Here is a 20,906-nt window from a genome sequence, read left to right as displayed (position 1 = left end):
CTCAAGAGCAGACTGTTATCCCACTATTTGATTGGGCAACTCAAATCACCCACTCTTGCTATGAAATTGGGCTAAGCTGACCACCACATTTAGTACATCTGCGTAAGTCCTGACCGATTTAAACAAATTTCGTGACACAGCGATTTCTGTAAAGGCGCAGTGCGCCTTGACCATATCTGCAACATCCTTAAATTAAATGGGTATCACTATTTCACCTGCGCGGTGCCATGAACTATTTATCAGCTTGAATGTCAATCTAGAGCAGGAAGGCATCTTCCCTTGCTCCACTTTATGGTGTTGATAGTAGAAAGCGTTCAAGCAGGGACAGCCGTGCTGTATCGTACTATCGACGAAAATCGGATTTGCATTACTCAACCCACTCATGCCTGGGTGGCGGGACAACTAGCTCAGGTATGGGGAAATGCAGCGATCGGTTCCTTTGCCCCTCACGCAGCAGTCTGTTTGGGGGCAGAACAGCACGACATTGGCTGGATTCCCTGGGAGTCAACTCCTACCCTGAATCCTGAAACAGGATATCCTCATAGTTTCATGGAAGTTGCTCCAGAAGTACATACAAAATTATGGGCAGGAGCAAAACAACTTGCCCTGCCAATGGGACGCTACGCGGCACTTTTGGTATCTCTACATGGCACTGGGTTATACGAACGCTTTACTCATTGGAAACAGTCACCCACATCCACCCAAATTGTCGAAGCGTTTTTGCAAAATGAGAAGGAATTTCAGCAACATCTGATTGATCGGTTGAAACAAGACCCAGCTTACCAAGCGTATGTTACGCCAGAAGTCATTACCCGCAATCAAAAACTGGTAGCAACGTGGGATGCATTGTCTCTTGCAATCTGTATGGGTGTGACGAAAGAAAAACAGTTTGAACAAGTTCCTTCTGCTACTGGAGAAGTCACACTAGTGTTGACTCCCATCCAAAACGATCCAACTCGCTTGAGCCTTAAGCCCTGGTGTTTTCAGACTGAGGAAGTCATTGTTGTATTTGAGGGACGGATTCTCAAAGAAAAGTCACAGGATGAACGAGTGATGCGCGATCGCCTCACAACTGCTCCCTGGATTACCCTTATCGCTACCCTTTATCCAAGTAGTGATACAGATGAATAAAGGATAGAGCTTTAAATACGCAGCTCCAGAGGGAATGGTATCAGAAAAGAGGAGCTTTCATGCCATACTGCTAGGGTGACGGTTGTTAGAAGAGGGCAGTGATGCATGGTATCCGCCTGATCTCCGCTGCAATGAGTCGTCTTGATAAACTCACGAATGCAGCCAAGCGACTGATTGCTGGCACATTGGGGTTAGAAGATCCAATATGTATCATGCCTTATCGAGGATATGGCACACCCGACAACCTGCATCTAAGAGGACGAGTGTTGCAAGATCAGGGCATTAAGCTGAGAGAAGAAAATGCATCAGTCTGGAGAAATCTCCGCAATATGTATCGTCGATTTGAGTCAGACGAAGTTGCGGAGGCGCGAGTGCGAGCCTATTTTGGCGCAGCCCAACAGGACGTTTTAACTAATGCTGAAGGCTTCTTTCAAGTCACGTTTGCGTTATCCGATCAACCGGTTGAATCCGATCGCTTCTGGCAACCTATCACACTAGAACTGCTCGAACCTCTCCCGCGGCACTCAGAGCCAATCAGGGTAAACAGTGAAGTGATGGTGGTGTCAGAACGCGCTCAGTTCGGTGTGATCAGTGACATTGACGACACCATTATGCGAACGGCAGCCACCGACCTGCTCAAAATGATCCGCATTGCCTATCTCGGTAATGAAAACACCCGCCGTCCGTTTTCTGGTGTAGCGGAGTTTTATCATGCTCTCCAACAGGGACAAAACGACGATCACAGAAATCCTATTTTCTATGTATCCAGCAGTGCTTGGAATATGTATGACTTGTTTGAGAAGTTTATGGATTTTAACCACATTCCCCGTGGACCTATTTTGTTGAGAGATATTGAACTATCTCCTGCTAACCTGCTGTCGTTTAAGCATGAGAGCCACAAGATAGAGCAAATCACGCCGATTCTAAACTGTTTCTCCCATTTACCCTTTATTTTGATTGGCGATAGCGGACAGAAAGATCCAGAGATCTATCAGCAACTTGTCAAACACCACCCCGATCGCATCTTTGCTATCTATATTCGGGATGTCACCCCCAATGATTCCCAGCGTCAAGGTGAATTAGAGGCGATCGCCAATCAGGTTAAAGAGACAGGATGTGAATTCGTGGTGTTTCCTGAAACCCAGGTAGCGATAGATCATGCCATCACACATCATTGGATTAGCCGCAATTAAATGTGTAGCGCTATAGGCAGTATCATTCTACCGCTATGAATCCTTACCCTCTTCTCAAGCAAACTCAACGGCAACGGGTCAGCGATGGTCAGCAAGTCCCCATTCTGGACGGTTGCGATTCATCTAACCGCCTGCTGTTTTTAGCACTGCCTCAACTGGGCGATTTTGATAGCCTTGAGTATGCCTGGTGGTTGCAGCGTGATGCAGAACGGCTGCGGGAGGCAAAGCTAACGGTTCGTGCCGTGGGAATTGGCGATCGCCCCTCCGGGGAAAAGTTCTGTGCCTATACCGGGTTTTCTCCCGACTGGCTGTTTGTTGACCCCACAGCCGAACTGCATCGTCAACTCGGTCTGTACTCCGGGCTATCGCTCAAACTGCCTGTGCTCTCCTCAAGCCAAAATGCCTGGTTGAACCTGATGCTGATGTGTGCCGGGGTGGGCAGTCCTGGCACACTTGCAGAGGTGTTTCGGGGTTATCGGGGCGATCGCCATGCTCCCCAACTGATCGCTGATAATGAGACAGTGAAAGCAGCTCCACTACCTGCCTTTAAAGGCTCATTCTTTAAACTGGCTGGAGGAACCGGGTTTCAGCGTCCTTTTGAGTTGGCAACTCTGCGATTGCGAAACATGACGGAGGTTCTGGGAAATTGGAAAACCTATGTGCCCGATGCTGCTCATATGACCCAACGGGGAGGAACGTTTCTGTTCGATCGCGATGGAAGTTTACTCTATGAACATCGAGATCGAGGCATTCTAGGTTTTGCTGCCAACATGAGCGATCCGCTGTCGTTTCTCTTGACTGAGATAAATTCAGAGTAGTTACAAACCGTCTAATGGTGAGGGAGGCCTCCTATCTTGCGATCGCCCTTCAGGTTGTTCAAGCTGTAAGCGCTGTTGTTCAGATGTATCTGGCAAGTTCCCATCAATCTGAAGTGCTTCAATCGTGTTTGAAGGCTCGCTTAGTCTCTGAACTTCTTGCTCAAACTGCTGCTGTCCCTCATTGAAAAACCGTTCTGCTGCGGTTGGGTAGTTGAGTGCAGCATTAATTTGAGTCAAGTCTGGAGAGGCGAAACTGGGTTGCGTCAGAGCTGTAGGAATCAGGATAGTGGCGATCGCCATTCCCAACCAGTTGTGTTGAATCGTTAGGTTAAACATATCCCGACTCCTGAAGCGAAAGAGAACCATCGGGGATAATAGTGAGTTTATTATCTCTGTCTCAATTTTAGCGCTCTGCTCAATAGGCATGTTTTCACAGCAATTTCCACTTGGATAAACTACAAATCCCTGTAGGGGCAGTTCGCGAACTGCCCCTACGTTATGGCTCGCCTATCCGAAAATGGCTGTAAGAGGTCTGTTTTCAAGCGTGAGAGCTCTCGGTTTCGCGCTTGAAAACAGACTCAGATCTGGCAATCCCCTTTACTCAAGCATTTCCAGGTTTCGTACCGCACCTTGATCGGCGCTAGTTGCCAGCAATGCATATGCTTTGAGCGCTGCTGTGACCCGCCGTTTGCGGGGCTGTTCAGGCTTCCAGGCATCCTTACCTTTGGCTTCCATTGCTGCCCGACGGTTGGCTAATTCCTCCGCTGGTAGATCTACGTTGATGCTGCGATTGGGAATGTCGATGAGGATGCGATCGCCATCCTGCACTAGCGCAATATTGCCGCCTGCTGCCGCTTCTGGAGAAGCATGACCAATCGAGAGTCCGGAGGTACCCCCAGAAAAGCGTCCATCGGTCAACAAGGCACAAGCTTTGCCCAGCCCCTTTGATTTGAGGTAGCTGGTAGGATAAAGCATTTCCTGCATTCCTGGACCACCGCGCGGTCCTTCATAGCGAATAATCACGACATCGCCTGGCTGCACCTCATCCCGAAGAATTCCGTTGACGGCGGCATCTTGGCTTTCATAAATACGCGCCTTGCCTTCAAAGACCAAAATGCTTTCGTCTACGCCTGCTGTCTTGACGATGCAGCCGCGCTCAGCCAAGTTACCGTGTAGCACCGCGAGTCCGCCCTCGGCGCTGTAGGCGTTCTCGATGCTGCGAATACAGCCGTTTTCCCGATCTGGGTCCAGGGAGGGCCAGCGGGTCGATTGGCTAAACGCCTGCTGCGTGGGAATGCCTGCCGGGCCAGCTTTGAAGAAGGTGTGGACGGCTTCGTCATCAGTACGCATGATGTCCCAGCGATCGAGCGCTTCCTTCATCGTTTGGCTGTGAACGGTGGGTACGTCCGTGTGGAGCAGCCCAGCCCGATCTAGCTCACCGAGAATACCAGGAATGCCGCCAGCCCGATGAACATCCTCAATGTGATACTTTTGCGTATTGGGAGCAACCTTGCAGAGTTGAGGAATCTTGCGCGAGAGGCGATCGATATCTGCCATCGTGAAATCAACCCCTGCTTCGTGGACAGCAGCCAGCAGGTGCAGAATCGTGTTGGTCGATCCGCCCATTGCCACGTCTAACGCCACAGCGTTCTCAAAAGCTTTGACACTGGCGATCGAGCGAGGCAGCACCGATTCGTCATTCTGCTCGTAGTAGCGGCGAGTAATGCTAACGATGGTGCGGGCAGCATTAATAAACAGATCCTTGCGGTCAAAATGGGTCGCTAGCGTGGTGCCATTGCCAGGTAGAGAAAGCCCAATCGCCTCAGTGAGACAGTTCATCGAGTTGGCAGTGAACATGCCAGAACAAGAGCCACAGGTTGGGCAGGCAGAACGCTCATATTCCTCGACAACTTCGTCACTGACGCTGTCATTTGCGGCAATCACCATCGCGTCTACCAAGTCCAACTTGTTTTCCGAGAGCTTGGTTTTGCCCGCTTCCATTGGGCCACCGGAGACAAATACAGCAGGAATGTTGAGCCGCAAAGCTGCCATCAACATACCGGGAGTGATCTTGTCACAGTTGGAAATGCAAACCAGAGCATCGGCACAATGGGCATTGGCCATGTACTCGACCGAATCAGCGATGATCTCGCGTGAGGGTAAACTATAGAGCATTCCGTCATGCCCCATCGCAATCCCATCATCCACCGCGATCGTGTTAAATTCTTTGGCGACACCACCAGCGGCTTCAATCTCACGGCACACCAGTTGACCCAGATCCTTTAGGTGAACGTGTCCGGGCACGAATTGGGTAAAAGAATTGGCAACTGCAATGATAGGCTTCTCGAAGTCCTCAGTTTGCATTCCGGTGGCGCGCCAAAGCGCGCGGGCACCGGCCATATTGCGTCCCTGAGTGGTGGTTTTGGAGCGATAGGTCGGCATGGCGCATTCTATATAGCTAGGGTTTTTAAACAGTCTAGACGGTTAAGTCCTAAATCTTTTTGCAAAAACAGGAGCACTCCGTGGACTAGTACTAAAGTTAGCTGTATTTCCAGTGCAACTACGAGTAGACAGCAGCCCCCCATGCCATCAACTGCTAAACCGATTCGGCTGTTTATCAGCTATCGCAGCCAAGACCCGGATATGAGCCTGGCCCAGCGCTTTTATGAAGCACTGGAAGCGGCGGGATATGAGTCATTTATGGCAGGAGAAAGTATTCGGCTCGGAGAAAACTGGGCACAGCGAGTAGATGAGGAACTGGAGCGGGCGGATTACTTTTTGCTGTTGCTGTCGCCCAAGTCCGCAACCAGTGAGATGGTGACCGAAGAGGTAAGGCGGGCAAAGGAATTGCGCGATCGCCATCCTCAACACAAACCTGCAATTCTCCCCATCCGGGTCAACTTTCCCTGGGACTCACCGCTTAATTACGACCTGCGCGGCTACCTCAACCGCATCCAGCAGCGCGAGTGGAAAACCGAAGCTGACACCACCAAAATTCTCCAAGAAATTCTTACCCTCCTGGCAGCAGGTTCTTCCCCACCCCCCACTGCTGAGTCTGAAGAACCTGAGTCCCTCCTCCCGACCTCCTACCCTTTACCCCCTGCCAACTCTCCCCCCCTCCCCATCGCCGAACCCGAACTTCCCGGTGGACAGGTTGATCTCGCCTCGGTATTTTATGTCGAACGGGAGCCGATCGAGGCAGACTGCTATGAGGCGATCGCCCGCTCTGGTGCCCTGATTCGGATCAAAGCACCGCGTCAGATGGGTAAGACCTCCCTGCTGTCGCGAATCTTGCAGCAGGCAAAGGAACTGGACTACCTCACCGTGCCGCTCAGCTTTCAGCTTGCCGATACCGCTGTCTTTGCCGATTTGGATAAGTTTTTGCGCTGGTTTTGCGCCAGCATTGGACGCAGACTACGGCTTCCCAACCGCCTGAACGACTACTGGGACGAAATCTTTGGCAGCAAAGACAATTGCACCGCCTACTTTGAGGAATACCTGCTAACTGAAATCAACAGTCCGTTAGCGTTGGGGTTAGACGAGGTAGACTGCGTGTTTCAGCATCCTGAAATTGCCGCTGACTTTTTTGGGCTGCTGCGCGCCTGGCACGAAGACTCCAAAAGCCGCGACCTGTGGAAGAAACTGCGGCTGGTGGTAGTGCATTCCACCGAGGTCTACATTCCGCTCAACATCAACCAGTCGCCCTTTAACGTTGGCTTACCGATTGAGCTACCCGAATTCACGCCCACGCAGGTGCTTGATCTGGCAAAGCGACACGGACTGAACTGGAGCCTCGACCAGGTTGAGCAACTGATGAATATGGTCGGTGGACACCCTTACCTGGTTCGCGTGGCGCTCTATCAAATTGCCCGCAGAGAAACCTCCCTCACCGAACTGCTGCAATCGGCTCCTACCGAAGCCGGACTCTATGGTGATCACCTGCGCCGCCACCTGTGGAACCTGGAACAGCACCCAGAATTGGCTAAAGCGGTGAAAGTGGCGATCGCCTCTCCTGATCCCGTTCGCTTGGAATCGGTGCAAGCTTTCCAGCTACACAGCATGGGCTTAGTTCACCTTAAAGGGAACGATGTACAGCCCCGCTGTGATTTGTATCGACGGTACTTTAGCGATCGCCTGCGGAGGAAGTAGGCGGGAGGTGGGAGGTGCCAAAAAACCGGAGTAGCTCCTCGGTCACTGCATCAGGAGCCTCTTCTGGTAAGAAATGTCCGCAGTCCAATGTCTTGCTCTCGACCTGTTGAGCGTACTTGCGCCATACCTCAGGAACATCATAAGTGCGATGCACAAACCCCTTCGCGCCCCACAACACCAGCAGTGGGCACTGGATCTGCTGGGTCAAGTCTTGTCGGTCATGCTCAAGGTCAATGCTGGCAGCCGCACGATAGTCTTCACACGAGGCATGAATGGCATCGGGTTGACTAAAGCAACGCACATACTCAGCCATTGCTTCATCGGCGAACACAGTGCCTGGTGCACTCCACCGCTTTAACTTTTCGGTGAGGTAGTAGACCGGGTCAGCCCCGATCAAGCACTCTGGCAAACCATCGGGCTGAATTAGGAAAAACCAATGATAGTATCCGGTTGCAAAGTGCTGGTCTGTAGTTGCGTACATGTGGTGTGTCGGGACAATGTCCATGACGCAAGCTCTTAGAACCTTCTCAGGATGGTCGAGTGCCAAGCGATGTGTGACTCTGGCTCCACGATCGTGACCTGCGACAAAAAAGGTTGGATGGTCAAAATAAGCCATTACTTCGACCAAGTCGCGTGCCATTGCTCGCTTTGAATAGGGAAAGTGATCGGCTGTAGTGATTGGTTTGGAGCTGTCTCCATAGCCGCGTAGGTCAGGGCAAATGACGTGGAAATGTTGGGCTAAATGAGGTGCAACGTTGTGCCACATGACATGGGTTTGAGGATAGCCATGTAACAGCAACAGCGGAGTGCCTGTTCCACTATGAACTAAATGGATTTCCGCTCCAGTCGTTTGCACTTTGAGGGTATCAAAGGCTTGTGTGAAGAGTCTCATATTACGACACTCCATACTGAGCACAGTTTGCTCAACACTAGCACGAGGGCAGTGCAATGAATTCTCTGGGGGCGATCGCTCCCATCCGCTCAAGCTTGAGTCAATTAGTTCACTTAGAACAGCACTAAACACCCCGTTGTCAAGTTTCAATTTAAGAATGAGGCGTGAAAAATGATGGTACAAACATTTCCATCCAATCTATTACCGTGGCGGAAAAAGAAATTAAACTCTTATCCAAAGACGAAATTACCCTTGTGCAAGTCTGTATGAAAAACACAAGAAGCAGAGCCTCTAATACAGAATCCGTTTCGTAAAGAACCACGATTTAGTGTACGGGCGAAGCATTCGGCAAAAGAATTGTGCTTTAGTGACAGGGATTGTGACCGAATGCTTCGCCCCTATCGATACCGCTACTCCACAACGGGTTTGGTATGAAACAGCATTACAAGGCTCTGCCCTGTAACGAGAACGTCCTCTTCCGTCCTCATCCCTCATCCCTCATCTCTCCTATGCCCCCCTCCTACGAATACCAAGTTGGCGGCAGTCTTCCCGCAGATGCACCTACCTATGTCACCCGACAGGCAGACCGGGACTTGTGTGACGGCTTAAAGGCTGGCGAGTTTTGCTATGTGTTGAACTCGCGGCAGATGGGAAAGTCGAGTCTGCGGGTGCAGACGATGAAGCGGCTCCAGGCGGATGGGCTGAAGTGTGCGGCGATCGACATTACGGCGATCGGGGGGCAACAGGTGACTCCACACCAGTGGTATGCAGGCGTGATTCGCAACCTGGTGAACAGTTTTGAGCTAAAGCAAAAGCTGGACTTGCGAAGCTGGCTGCGCGATCGCGAATTTCTCACGCCTGTGCAGCGGTTGGGCGAATTTGTCGAAGAGGTGCTGCTGGTGGAGGTGCCGCAGCAGATTGTGATTTTTGTGGATGAGATTGACAGCGTCCTCAGCCTGAATTTTCCGATTGACGATTTCTTCGCCTTTATTCGCTCTTGCTATAACCGTCGGGTCGATCAGCCCATCTACAAGCGGCTGGTGTTTGCGCTGATGGGTGTGGCGACTCCCTCTGACCTGATTCGCGACAAGAGCCGCACTCCCTTTAACATTGGGCGGGCGATCGCCCTCTGCGGTTTCCAGTTGCAAGAGGCAATGCCGTTAATCCGGGGATTGGAGCAGAAGACCGGCAATCCCGAAGCGTTGCTCAGCGCCATTCTGAGCTGGACGGGCGGACAGCCGTTTCTCACCCAAAAGCTGTGTAAGTTTGCGCTGAATCGTCCTGACTCGATCGCCCCTGGCAATGAGCTTGTCTGGGTAGAGGCGCTGGTACGATCGCACGTGATCGAAAACTGGGAATCGCAGGACGAACCGGAGCATTTAAGAACCATCCGCGATCGCATCCTCCGTGACGAACGCCGTGCCAGTCGGCTGCTGGGGCTGCATCAGCAAATTTTGCGGCAGGGCGAACTGGATGCAGACGACAGCCCCGACCAGCTAGAGCTACGCCTCACTGGAATGGCCTATGAACACCAGGGCAAGCTCAAGATCTATAACCGGATCTACGCTACTGTGTTTGACCTGGGCTGGACGGAAAAGGAACTGGGGCATCTGCGACCCTACGGGGAGGCGATCGCTGCCTGGCTTGCCAGCGACCAGCAAGACGAGTCGCGCCTGCTGCGGGGACAGGCGCTTGTGGATGCCCAGCGCTGGGCGGCTGACAAGAACCTCAGCCAGCAAGACTTCCTGTTTCTCACGGCCAGCCGCGAACGGGATATGCAGGAGGTGCAGGTGGCGCTGGCGGCAGAACGGCAGGCCAACCAGATTCTCAAGGAGGCAGAGCAGCGGGCAAAGCGGACGATTCGGCGAGGGGTGATTGGGCTGGCGGGGATTTCGGCAGTGGCATTGGCGATCGTCGTGTGGGCAGGGTTTTCTCTGCGAGATGCTAGCGCTGAGATTGAGCAGGCAAAACAGCAGCAGGAGGTAGCCGAAGCCATCGCTGAAGTCGCTGACCAAGAAATGCAGCAAGCCACTCAAGAAGTAGAGTTTGCCAAAGCGGAAAGCACCAGAATTGACCGCGAAGCCAAACGCAGCACCCGCCTAGCTAACCGCCAGGTGAGGCAAGCTCAGACCGCCGCCCAGCAAGCTAGAGCAGAGCAGACCGCCGCCCAATCTGCCGCCGCCAGCGCTAGACAGCAGCAGCAAACCGCCCAGACTGCTGAAGCCACCGCCAGAGCAGAACAACGGCAAGCTACAGAGCAAGCCGCTGCCGCTGAACTAGCGCGAGAACAGGCACTCATCGCCGGACAGCTAGAACGACGCGGCACTGCTCTACTCCGATATCAGCCTGTACGGTTTACTGAAATCAGTACACTGCTGCAAGCAATGGAACTGGGGCAAGAGTTGAAGAACCTGATACAGTCTAGCCCTAACCCAGTGACAACTAATACGCTGCTGCTGGAAGACTACCCTGCCATCAGTCCCATGCTGGCACTCAGAAGTGCAGTCAATAGCGTTTTAGAGGAGTGGAGCTTCCAGGGACGGTTCCGTGGCTTTAGCTCAGATGGACAACGCCTAGTGAGCTACTCCGGTGAAGACGACACCTCTTACCTGTATGACCTATCGGGCAACGAGCTTGCCAACTTCCAGGGAGAGTTCATCGACTTTAGCTCAGATGGGCAACGCCTGGTGAGCTACTCCGATGAAGACGACACCTCTCGCCTGTATGACCTATCGGGCAACGAGCTTGTCAACTTCCAGGGAGAGTTCATCGGCTTTAGCAAGGACGGGCAACGCCTGGTGAGCTACTCCGATGAAGCCGCCACCTCTCGCCTCTACGACCTATCGGGCAACGAGCTTACCCACTTCAGGGAGTGTTCCAAGACTTTAGCTTAGATGGACAACGCCTAGTGAGCTACTCCGATGAAGACGACACCTATCGTCTGTATGACCTATCGGGCAACGAGCTTGCCAGCTTCCAGGGACGGTTCCGTAGCTTTAGCTCAGATGGGCAACGCCTGGTGAGCTACTTTTATGGGGACAACATCTCTCGCCTCTACGACCTATCGGGCAACGAGCTTGCCAGCTTCCAGGGAGCGTTTATTGGCTTTAGCTCAGATGGGCAACGCCTAGTGAGCTACTCCAATGAAGACAACACCTCTCGTCTGTATGACCTATTGGGCAACGAGCTTGCCAACTTCCAGGGAGAGTTCATCGACTTTAGCTTAGATGGACAACGCCTAGTGAGCTACTCCGATGAAGACGACACCTATCGTCTGTATGACCTATCGGGCAACGAGCTTGCCAACTTTCAGGGACGGTTCCGTGGCTTTAGCTCAGATGGACAACGCCTGGTGATTTACTCCGGTGAAGACCGCACCTCTCGCCTCTACGACCTATCGGGCAATGAGCTTGCTAGCTTCCAGGGAGAGTTCCAAGACTTTAGCTCAGATGGGCAACGCTTAGCTACTTCTAATCGTTTGTACAACTTATCCAGTCGCTTGTTAAGTGATTTTCAAGCCTTTAGCGTTCGGTTTAGCCCAAACGGGCAACGCCTAGTGAGCTACTCCGATGAAGACGACACCTCTTACCTGTATGACCTATCGGGCAACGAGCTTGCCAACTTTCAGGGACGGTTCCGTGGCTTTAGCAAGGACGGGCAACGCCTGGTGATTTACTCCAATGAAGCCGCCACCTCTCGCCTGTATGACCTATCGGGCAACGAGCTTGCCAACTTCCAGGGAGAGTTCATCGACTTTAGCTCAGATGGGCAACGCCTGGTGAGCTACTCCGATGAAGACGACACCTCTCGCCTGTATGACCTATCGGGCAACGAGCTTGCCAACTTCCAGGGAGGGTTCCTCGACTTTAGCAAGGACGGGCAACGCCTGGTGAGCTACTCCGATGAAGACGACACCTCTCGCCTCTACGACCTATCGGGCAACGAGCTTGCCAACTTCCAGGGAGGGTTCCAAGACTTTAGCCCAGACGGGCAACGCCTAGTGAGCCACTCCGGTGAAGACGACACCTCTCACCTGTATGACCTATCGGGCAACGAGCTTGCTAGCTTCCAGGGACGGTTCCGTAGCTTTAGCTCAGATGGGCAACGCCTGGTGAGCTACTTTTATGGGGACAACATCTCTCGCCTCTACGACCTATCGGGCAACGAGCTTGCCAGCTTCCAAGGAGCGTTTATTGGCTTTAGCTCAGATGGGCAACGCCTAGTGAGCTACTCCAATGAAGACAACACCTCTCGTCTGTATGACCTATTGGGCAACGAGCTTGCCAACTTCCAGGGAGAGTTCCAAGACTTTAGCTCAGATGGACAACGCCTGGTGATTTACTCCAATGAAGCCGCCACCTCTCGCCTGTACGACCTGTTGGGCAACGAGCTTGCCAACTTTCAGGGACGGTTCCGTGGCTTTAGCTCAGATGGACAACGCCTGGTGATTTACTCCGGTGAAGACCGCACCTCTCGCCTCTACGACCTATCGGGCAACGAGCTTACCCCCCCACTTCAGGGAGTGTTCCAAGACTTTAGCGAGGATGGGCAACGCCTGGTGACTTCTTTGCAAGATGAAGATATCAGTCAGGTCTACGACCTGGCGGGCAATCTGCTAGCCGAGTTTACAGGCTCTACCATCAATCAAAACTCTAATAGAAGTCTATCGCTGGGCTTTAGCCCCAATGGGCAGCGGCTGATGACGGTTTCTGGCGATGGCTATATTCGCCTCTGGCCCATCGATAATGGTCTAGATGATTTGCTGGCGCAGGGGTGTGAGCGGCTGGAGGGATATTTTAGGGTGAATCCAGAGGAGCGGTTGGAGGTGTGTGGGGGTAGTAGGTAGTAGGTGGTAGATGGGGGGAAGACGTACATCCCTACCTACTACCTACCACCTACCCTCAACCCAGAGGGCGATCGCCCCTCCCTCTCTTTCCCTTAATCTCCTCTTCTGCGATCGCGGGTCAAAATACTCATCACTTCACCAGAGCCGGGAGCAGGTAAAAGCGGACTCCAGGCACCAGGCTCGGCAAAGCTGCAATGATACAGGTCGTGAATCGTTTCAATCACGCCCTCACGAGAGCCAATAATCAAAACTCGCAGGCGTTCACGATCAGGGTTTTGCAGAGCAGCAATTTCTCTCCCAACGGTAGACTTGGGAAATTCTGAAGAACATTGAGACATGAGTTGTAACTCCTTAGGGTTTATCAGGAAACCCCAAAAACCTAGCCACCCCGCACTCATTCACACGTTGCAACCGTGAGTGAGAGAACTAAAAGTGAGTTTAAAACTTTCACTTTCATGTCCTGAAGGGTTCGCAACGCTGTTTTGACATGACAAGTCGGGGTGGCTAAGGGAGTGTTAAAATTCACCATTAGCCGCCAGACTGGTACCACAGTTTGGGGGTCAGTCGCTCATTGCTGGTGTCAACAGCTTTGAGCGGCGCTAGATCTTTGGGTGTCGTGGGGTTGCTGAGTAAAAAAGCCAACCTTAGCGTGACAGCATATCTGGAAGAGTAGCCTGTCGTCAAGCAATGGAGCGACTCCCCTCGATTCCTCCGTTCCTGCTTATCTTCCCGTACTAAAATCAAAGAACGTTTCAAGCAGGTAAAGCAATGGCTACTGCACTTACAGCAGTTCTCAGATGGGTCTGCCACATCGTAGGGGCGAATGGACGTTCGCCCTTACAAAAGATTGTGGTTCACCCAAATGAAACCCGCTGTAACTGGCAACCCGAATCCACACTCATTGAAAAAGTGTTAACCCTGGCACAGCAACAGGGGCGATCGCCAGAAGCCATTACGATTGAAACCGCGAAGTTCAACCAATCAGCAGCGCGACAGGGAGATGTTTGAGAGCATCACCAATGGATAAGCTACCGTTCGCTTGCAGGGGTTGATCAGAAATTACGTCTTTCCAAGTGGAAGCAAATCCAGCAGGCAGTTCAATGGCAGTATCCGCCCAAATTTGTTCGCCTAATGGCAATTGACCTGCTTCGATCAAGCCGGTGAGGAAGCGGGGGGCAATGGCGATCGCTGTCTTCCCTTCAAAGCTGCGGGCAAAGGCGATGACGTGGTCTTTGAATTTACCAGTGACGGTTAGCGGCTGATAATCTCCTTGCTCAAACAGTGTCCGATGTACCTTTCTGGCTTGCAGAACTTTGAAGGTTAGGAATAGTTTGATCCGACCGTCTGTTCTCGTCTCAAGCAAACTGTTGATGAGTGACAGACTGTCTTTTTCAATTCCAGTTTTCAGCTCGTGCAGGCAAGAGATTCGCTGGTCGTAGTCAACCGGACGGCGGTTATCCGGATCAACCAAACTTAGATCCCAAAATTCGGTTCCCTGATATAAATCGGGCACACCAGGAGCCGTATTTTTGAGCAAAACTTGGGAAAGAGAATTGAAAATGCCGTAATCTGCAATCTGCTTCTGGAAAGGCAAGAACTCCTGCAAAAAGTCATTTCCTTTATCCGGATCTAAAACCTGTTCGACAAATTTCAGATAGCCCTCCTCGTACTCCGAATCAGGACGCAGCCAGGCTGTGTGAACTTTAGCTTCTCTCACTGCTTTGATCACATAATCCTTGATGCGAGTTGTGAAGGTAGCGCGATCGCTATTCTGATCAAACGGGAAAGCCCCTAACAGCGTTTGATAGAGAAAATACTCATCATTCGCACTAGGAATCACTCTCTCGTCAGTTTGCAGCTTCTTCGACTGGTTGATCTCACTCCAGCGCATCGCCTGTCGTTCCCACTCTTCGGGGATCTCAGAAATGATGTTGAGGCGCGATCGCATATCTTCACCCCGCTTTGTATCATGAGTCGCTGTAGCACTCATAGAATGCTTCCAGTACTCATTTCTGCGTTGATTAAACTCATGAAATGCAGGTAGCGAAATACCAAACTGCCCCGGATTTCCACCCACTTCATTCAGGGATAACAAACGGCTGTAAACATATAGCAGCGTATCTTCAACCCCTTTTGCCATGAGTGGTCCAGTTAACTGCTGGAATCTCATGACAAAATGTAGCCACTCTTCTTGTTGAGCTTGAGTAAGAAATTCGTCATACTCTAACAGCAACAGTTTTCTAATAAAGTCCAGTTCATTGGGCAACAAAGGAACATTTTCTTTGGCTGCTTCAATCACCTGATTGACCTGCTTTCGATCTGACTCCGTGAGTCCTTGAGGATTAATATAGGTTCGATACACCGGAAACAGTGCCAACACTTCTACCAATGCCCTTTGCAGTCCGTTTAAGGTAAAGTCGCTGCCTTGCCGAGTTTGCCCTGCAACTCGCTTTAAACTCAGCGCTAGATTCTCCAAATCTCCAGCTAAGTTTCTCTCGATAATTAGTTTCTTTTTCTCGACAACGAGTTGCTTGTAGGGCTGATTGGATTCAGTGAATCGAGTATAGATTTTCTGCAATCGCTGCTCTGTTTCACGCCGACAAAACACGCCATTGACGTAGTTCATGAAGTCATAACCGCTGGTTCCCTCAATCGGCCAGATGTCAGACAAATCTTCTTCAAGTTCAAGAATTTTCTCAACCGTGATGTAAACATCACCCATCTTTTCTCTGAGCCGCTCCAGATATTGACCTGGATCGTACAATCCATCAATGTGGTCGATTCGGAGTCCGGTAATCTTTCCCTCTTCGACTAATTGACCAATCAGGGAATGGGTCTTGTGAAACACTTTGGGCTCTTCAACTTTTAGAGAAATCAACTCGTTGACGGTAAAGAATCTGCGGTAGTTAATTTCTTCTGCGCCCACTTTCCAAAAAGCAAGACGATAAAACTGTTCAGACAGTAAATGATCGAGCGGATTGAAGCTTTCGGGATTTCCTTTTTGCCCATTAAAGAATTCTACGTTGCTATTTACAAATTCTTTAACGTCCTGATTTTGATTGTAGAGTTCCCAGAGCAAGCGTTTGACAAATTCAACTTGGTCGTAACGCTCTTTGCCTTTTGCTTCAGTTGGAATATTTTTGACAATGTAGAGAATGCCGAGCAGTTTGACAAAATCAGGATGATGTCTACCCAGCGATCGCGCCAATCCACCTAAATTCTGTGTAATAAATCGAGCGTAAGATTCAACTCGAACGGGTAATTTTAAGCTGTAATAATTAACGGTCAAACCTGTTTCATCGTAGCCAAGCTGAATCTCACCGTTTTCCAAGCATCGCCCGTAAAAGTTTCCTAGCAGCGGTGCAAGTACCCGTCCTCGAATGTCTTCGTAGGAATGGTTCCATTCAATATCAAAGAAATCAAAAGATTCAGAGTCAGGACCATTCTCCAGGACATCCATCAAAAGCTTGTTTTGAGTGTCGTAGGCCATGTGATTGGGCACAATGTCCTGAAGCCAACCTATCTCATGCTTTTGAAGTTCGTCAACTAGCGTCTCAAATTCTTCCTGTGTACCCAGTTCGGGGTTAATTTGCGTTGGGTCAACAATATCGTAACCGTGAGTACTGCCTGCTCTAGCTTTGAAAATAGGCGAAGCATAGAGGTCAGAAATTCCAAGATCTGCTAAATAAGCAACAATCTGTTTTGCTGCCTCAAAGGGAAATCCTGCATGAAATTGAATTCGGTAAGTAGAGGCTGGAATTCTCATTTTTAGGTTAGGAAGAGATAAGTTTGAACTTAACGCTAGGTTGAACATCAATAGATTTAGGATTTTAGATCTGCGACTCCTTCAAAAAGTCACAGATCTGACACTTCACCCCAATCTGTTTAAGCCTGATAAACGGCAAAACTTTGAGCTGGGATCGTTAACGATGAATCAGATTTAGATGCCAAACTATCTGGCAAAGACACACCCGAACCCATCCACTTTTGATCAGCAGAGTCTAAGATTTTTTGCCAATTGCCATTGGGTAAATCTGTATTAAAACCTACCGTTTCATTGTTGAAGTTCAGAATGCAAAATAGCTTGCTGCTATCCTGCCAGCGATGTAAAAGCAGTAGCTTGTTTTCCTCTTGCACCGTAGCTTCTAAGTTTTGTTTATCGAGGTTCTTTAGTGCAGGAATAGTGCGGCGTAGATGAATTAGATGTTGATAAAGATCCCGTAAGGCTTTGTGCTTTCCTTCCTTTTGCTGCTCCCATTTCAACTGAGATTGCTTAAAGGTTTCAGGACTTTGAGGATCGGAGTATTCTCCTTCTAAATGGAATGCCGAGAATTCCCGTTTTCTGCCTTCTCTGACGGCCTCAACCAGGTCTGGATCAGTGTGGCTCACAAAATACAGGAAAGGAGATTCCTCGCCGTACTCTTCACCCATAAACAGCATCGGAATGTTTGGGGACAGCAATAGGGCACCTGCCGCCAGTTTTAACGCTTCAAAGGAAACCAGGGTAGAGAGGCGATCGCCCAACATCCGATTCCCAACCTGGTCATGATTTTGGGTGCAAATCACAAACTGATAGCCGGGGCGATCGCTTGCATCGCTGCCGTGATAACGTTTGCGTTCAGCAGCATATTGCCAGTCATAAACAAAGCTATTTTTGTATGCCTTTGCCAACTGTTCACAGGTACCAAAATCCTGGTAATAGCCGATTTGCTCTCCTGTTAACAAGGTATGCAAACAGTGATGAAAGTCATCGCTCCACTGGGCATCCATGCCGTGACCACCAACTTCAGGTTCGCGAATCACGCGCACATCATTCAAATCACTTTCCGCAATCAGGTAAAACTTGCGCCCTACTTGTTTGGATAGAGCGGCTACATCATCGGCTAATTCCTTGAGGAAATGTTTTGCCCCTAAGTCGTAGATTGCGTGAATCGCATCCAGCCGCAGCGCATCAAAATGAAATTGCTCAAACCAGTAAAGCGCATTCTCAATGAAGTAATTTCTCACCCCTTCGCTATGCGCATCATCGAAGTTAATCGCGCTGCCCCAGGGTGTTTTGTAAGTTTCAGTGAAGAAGGGCGCAAAGCTGCTGGTGTAGTTTCCTTCGGGACCAAAGTGGTTATAAACCACGTCCAAGATGACAGCAAATCCTTCTTGGTGACACGTGTTAATTAACTGCTTTAGACCGTCTGGACCACCATAGGAGTCTTGCACCGCAAAGGGATACACGCCGTCATAGCCCCAGTTGCGGCTACCGGGAAACTGAGCAACGGGCATAATTTCGATCGCATTGATGCCTAACTCTCGCAGTTCGCTAAGGCGAGAAGCGATCGCCTCAAAAGTACCCTCTGGTGTGAACGTGCCAACGTGCAGTTCATAGATCACCATTTCATCCAGCGGAATCCCTGACCAATCTTGATCTGTCCAGCTAAACGCTTGATGGTCAACCACTTCTGTCGGGCCATGTACACCTTCCGGCTGAAACTGAGAAGCCGGATCGGGGCGATCGAATTCCCCTAAATCATAGAAGTAACGAGTTCCGGGCTGAACGTCCTCAGCCGTGACCTTCCAGTAGCCATGCTCACCGGGCTGCATTGGCAACAGTTTTTCTGTGGGGGCAACTAGCTTCACCGCTACCTGATCTAGCAAAGGTGCCCAAAGCGTGAATTCACAACGATTTCCATCCAGGTAACGAGCGCCAATCTTCACCGCAGATCCCCCTTGTCTGAACGCGTCCTCCTGAAAATAGATGCTTTTGGGCGAAGGTAAAACTGTCGTAGGATGTATCTCTTAGTAGGGGGCTAGGGGCTAGGCTGAGTTACTCATTGCCATCTAGAAGCTCTAGTAGGTTGGGTGAGGCAGAGCGGAACCCAACACATTAAGCTTGGTGTTCTGAGGTTCATCAACGATGTTTTGGGAATCAGGCTTGATGTTCTGAGGTTCATCAGCAATGTTCTGAGAATTAAGCTTGATGCTTTGAGGTTCATCAGTGATGCCCCAAAGTTCACCCGTGATGTTCTGAGATTTGTGGACGATGCTCTGAGGTTCAAGAGGTGATGTGTAGAGGTTCAGCATTGAATCTTACAGCATCAAACGAGACGGGTTGAGGGTCGCTGGTGAATGTCTAACTATCAAACGCGATCGCCCTTCTGCATTTGGGAATTCTGCTACCAATCGATTTCAGGGGCAGAATTTTGTGAAATACAACCTGGACAGACATCATCGGCAATCGATCCGATTGAAGGGGTATGACTATTCATTGACTGGTGCATATTTCATCACCCTTTGTACACACCAGCGAGAATGTTTGTTTGGCGAAATTGTTGATGGTGAAATGCGGTTGAATGAATTGGGGCAAGTTGTGGCAGATGTGTATCTTTGGTTAGCAACGCAATATTCTTACGTTCATTTAGATGCATGGATTGTCATGCCCAATCACCTTCACGGTATTTTGGTGTTAACCGGTGATCCCCGTAGGGGCGTTTCGCGAAATGCCCCTACCGAAGACGCTACAAAACGTAAATCTTTGGGGCGTTTGATTGGGGCATTTAAGACTGTTTTTACGAAACGGATTAACTTGATTCAGTCCACATCTGGTTCCCTGGTTTGGCAACGCAACTATTACGAACACATCGTCCGCAATGAGAAATCTTTGCATGACATTCGCCAATACATTCACCACAATCCTATTTCCTGGCAGCAAGACCAGTTGCACCCTGACCATCCTTCTAAGTGGTAAGGCGATCGCCGTCCACTCCTCACTATTCGCCTTGCGATCGCCACACCCCTTCCCAAGGTCCACCCACTTCCAATCCACAAAGATGACTCGTTGCTTCTAGGAGAAGTTGTTTGCCACTCAGCCGATTCTCCCAGAGCCGCAGCGTGAGTTCGCCTTTCATGGTGTCTCGGCAGGCGAAGATTAAACCTTGCTCAGTGGGGGCGCGAAGGGGAGTGCCAGGGTGGGTGGTGGTGCCGGTTAGCTCAACTTCAAACTGGGCGTTTTGCGCCTGCATTTGCCAGTAGCCCCAGGGATGAATTTCCCAGTGAACCTCAGAGTTCCAGGGGACAAATTCGTAAAACTTGCCCTGGTAGTGAATGCCAACCATCGCGACAGATTCCATCCACCAAAGGACACCCCGTCGTCCACCACCAGCGGTCAGCGCCAGGTCGGGCTGGTTGTCAAAGGCGTTGCAGTTGAGCCAAAACCAGCGCTGCGGGAAGGCTCCGCCCCAATTTTTTTCGCTGTAGGCGGGTGCTAGAGTGAAGGAGTAGCGATCGCCATTCCAGTCAATCCACCCCGTAGCTAGACCATGCGCCATAAGGATTTGCCAGCCCGGTTCAAAAATTTGAAACTGTGAGAGCCAGCCTGCGGTTGACTGCTGGGGACGATTAGTATTACCCCAGCCATAGACGGGCTGAATTTCGTACTGCCACTGCGCCGTTTGACCGGAACCCGGATCGGACAGCTTACCCTGGTGCCAGGTGGCAGTTCCCTGGTAGCCTTGCTGAATGTGTTGATCAAACAGGTCAGGGTGAAGCTCGGTAGGAGATTGGGTTAAATCTGTGGTACCCCAGTGTCCTAGACCGAGGGCATCTTTCCACGCCCAAAATCGCTCAACATCTGGGAACGTGCGGCAAAGATACTGGTCGTCTGGTCCTAAAATTTGGGCTGCGCCACCGCTGTGAGGCTTCCCACCCGTGGGGTCTTCGATGGAATACATGAAAGCGAAGGTTTGACCGCATTCGGGCAGGGTGACGCGGTAATACCATCCTTCAAAGAAGCGGCGATCGCTCCCATCCCAGTGGTAGCCGCTGTGAGGCGTTTGCAAAGCGTAGGGAAAACCGCGAAGAAGACTTACCATTGAATCCAAGCTAAC

At 50.7% G+C, this 20,906-nt stretch carries 17 protein-coding genes; 8 read left to right on the top strand and 9 right to left on the bottom strand.

From position 1 onward, the window contains the following. The first annotated feature begins 279 nt into the window (after positions 1–279). The 3 genes from H6F93_RS23285 to H6F93_RS23275 all read left to right on the top strand — a co-directional run bounded on the left by H6F93_RS23285 (position 280) and on the right by H6F93_RS23275 (position 3,142). On the top strand, positions 280–1,131 hold the full coding sequence (locus H6F93_RS23285) for a DUF3891 family protein (RefSeq protein WP_206755765.1): 852 nt from the start codon (positions 280–282) through the stop codon (positions 1,129–1,131). Between the two features lie 101 nt (positions 1,132–1,232). Beyond that, entirely contained in the window at positions 1,233–2,324 is a 1,092-nt protein-coding gene (locus H6F93_RS23280; RefSeq protein ID WP_190686015.1) for an App1 family protein phosphatidate phosphatase, read from the top strand. Between the two features lie 35 nt (positions 2,325–2,359). Further along, complete coding sequence (locus H6F93_RS23275) at positions 2,360–3,142, top strand: peroxiredoxin-like family protein (protein WP_190686012.1); 783 nt, start codon at positions 2,360–2,362, stop codon at positions 3,140–3,142. Here the strand turns inward: H6F93_RS23275 and H6F93_RS23270 are convergent, their stop codons facing one another. Further along, complete coding sequence (locus H6F93_RS23270) at positions 3,143–3,478, bottom strand: hypothetical protein (RefSeq protein WP_190686009.1); 336 nt, start codon at positions 3,476–3,478, stop codon at positions 3,143–3,145. A gap of 261 nt (positions 3,479–3,739) precedes the next feature. Further along, on the bottom strand, positions 3,740–5,584 hold the full coding sequence (gene ilvD / locus H6F93_RS23265; RefSeq protein ID WP_190641105.1) for a dihydroxy-acid dehydratase: 1,845 nt from the start codon (positions 5,582–5,584) through the stop codon (positions 3,740–3,742). Positions 5,585–5,725: 141 nt separating this feature from the next. On the opposite strand from ilvD, the gene H6F93_RS23260 reads away from it, so the two are divergent. Next, positions 5,726–7,291, top strand: coding sequence for an AAA-like domain-containing protein (locus H6F93_RS23260; protein WP_190686006.1), 1,566 nt, complete (start codon positions 5,726–5,728; stop codon positions 7,289–7,291). Here H6F93_RS23260 and H6F93_RS23255 read toward each other — a convergent pair. Further along, on the bottom strand, positions 7,266–8,183 hold the full coding sequence (locus tag H6F93_RS23255) for an alpha/beta fold hydrolase (RefSeq protein ID WP_190686002.1): 918 nt from the start codon (positions 8,181–8,183) through the stop codon (positions 7,266–7,268). The genes H6F93_RS23260 and H6F93_RS23255 overlap by 26 nt on opposite strands. Positions 8,184–8,692: 509 nt before the next feature. On the opposite strand from H6F93_RS23255, the gene H6F93_RS23250 reads away from it, so the two are divergent. Both H6F93_RS23250 and H6F93_RS23245 read left to right on the top strand, forming a co-directional pair. After that, a complete protein-coding gene (locus H6F93_RS23250) occupies positions 8,693–11,077 on the top strand; it encodes a WD40 repeat domain-containing protein (RefSeq protein ID WP_190686000.1) in 2,385 nt (794 codons plus the stop codon). 14 nt (positions 11,078–11,091) lie between these two features. Continuing rightward, positions 11,092–13,029, top strand: coding sequence for a WD40 repeat domain-containing protein (locus tag H6F93_RS23245; protein WP_190685996.1), 1,938 nt, complete (start codon positions 11,092–11,094; stop codon positions 13,027–13,029). A gap of 92 nt (positions 13,030–13,121) precedes the next feature. Here H6F93_RS23245 and H6F93_RS33490 read toward each other — a convergent pair whose 3' ends face one another. Together H6F93_RS33490 and H6F93_RS23235 are read right to left on the bottom strand one after the other, a co-directional pair. Then, complete coding sequence (locus H6F93_RS33490) at positions 13,122–13,367, bottom strand: hypothetical protein (protein WP_242043587.1); 246 nt, start codon at positions 13,365–13,367, stop codon at positions 13,122–13,124. A gap of 190 nt (positions 13,368–13,557) precedes the next feature. Then, positions 13,558–13,785: a hypothetical protein gene (locus tag H6F93_RS23235; protein ID WP_190685990.1), complete on the bottom strand. Its 228-nt coding sequence runs from the start codon at positions 13,783–13,785 to the stop codon at positions 13,558–13,560. Positions 13,786–13,797: 12 nt separating this feature from the next. On the opposite strand from H6F93_RS23235, the gene H6F93_RS23230 reads away from it, so the two are divergent. After that, complete coding sequence (locus H6F93_RS23230; RefSeq protein ID WP_190685987.1) at positions 13,798–14,037, top strand: hypothetical protein; 240 nt, start codon at positions 13,798–13,800, stop codon at positions 14,035–14,037. Here the strand turns inward: H6F93_RS23230 and treY are convergent. The 3 genes from treY to H6F93_RS23215 all read right to left on the bottom strand — a co-directional run bounded on the left by treY (position 14,003) and on the right by H6F93_RS23215 (position 19,104). Next, positions 14,003–16,795: a malto-oligosyltrehalose synthase gene (gene treY / locus H6F93_RS23225; RefSeq protein ID WP_190685982.1), complete on the bottom strand. Its 2,793-nt coding sequence runs from the start codon at positions 16,793–16,795 to the stop codon at positions 14,003–14,005. The two genes, H6F93_RS23230 and treY, sit on opposite strands and share 35 nt — an antisense overlap. 119 nt (positions 16,796–16,914) lie before the next feature. Continuing rightward, positions 16,915–18,738 carry a malto-oligosyltrehalose trehalohydrolase gene (treZ, locus tag H6F93_RS23220; RefSeq protein ID WP_190685979.1) on the bottom strand — a complete coding sequence of 608 codons (1,824 nt, stop codon included), beginning with the start codon at positions 18,736–18,738 and terminating at the stop codon, positions 16,915–16,917. A gap of 132 nt (positions 18,739–18,870) precedes the next feature. Next, positions 18,871–19,104 carry a hypothetical protein gene (locus H6F93_RS23215; protein WP_190685975.1) on the bottom strand — a complete coding sequence of 78 codons (234 nt, stop codon included), beginning with the start codon at positions 19,102–19,104 and terminating at the stop codon, positions 18,871–18,873. 28 nt (positions 19,105–19,132) lie between these two features. Between H6F93_RS23215 and H6F93_RS23210 the strand changes: the two genes are divergently transcribed. Next, on the top strand, positions 19,133–19,768 hold the full coding sequence (locus tag H6F93_RS23210; RefSeq protein WP_242043586.1) for a transposase: 636 nt from the start codon (positions 19,133–19,135) through the stop codon (positions 19,766–19,768). A gap of 22 nt (positions 19,769–19,790) precedes the next feature. Here H6F93_RS23210 and H6F93_RS23205 read toward each other — a convergent pair whose 3' ends face one another. Next, a complete protein-coding gene (locus H6F93_RS23205) occupies positions 19,791–20,891 on the bottom strand; it encodes a tocopherol cyclase family protein (RefSeq protein WP_190685972.1) in 1,101 nt (366 codons plus the stop codon). Positions 20,892–20,906 lie beyond the last annotated feature (15 nt).

Origin of the sequence: Leptolyngbya sp. FACHB-671 (assembly GCF_014695745.1) — a bacterium.
Taxonomy (GTDB): Bacteria; Cyanobacteriota; Cyanobacteriia; order Elainellales; family Elainellaceae; genus JAAUTN01.
This window is presented reverse-complemented; position numbering and strand designations above follow the sequence as displayed.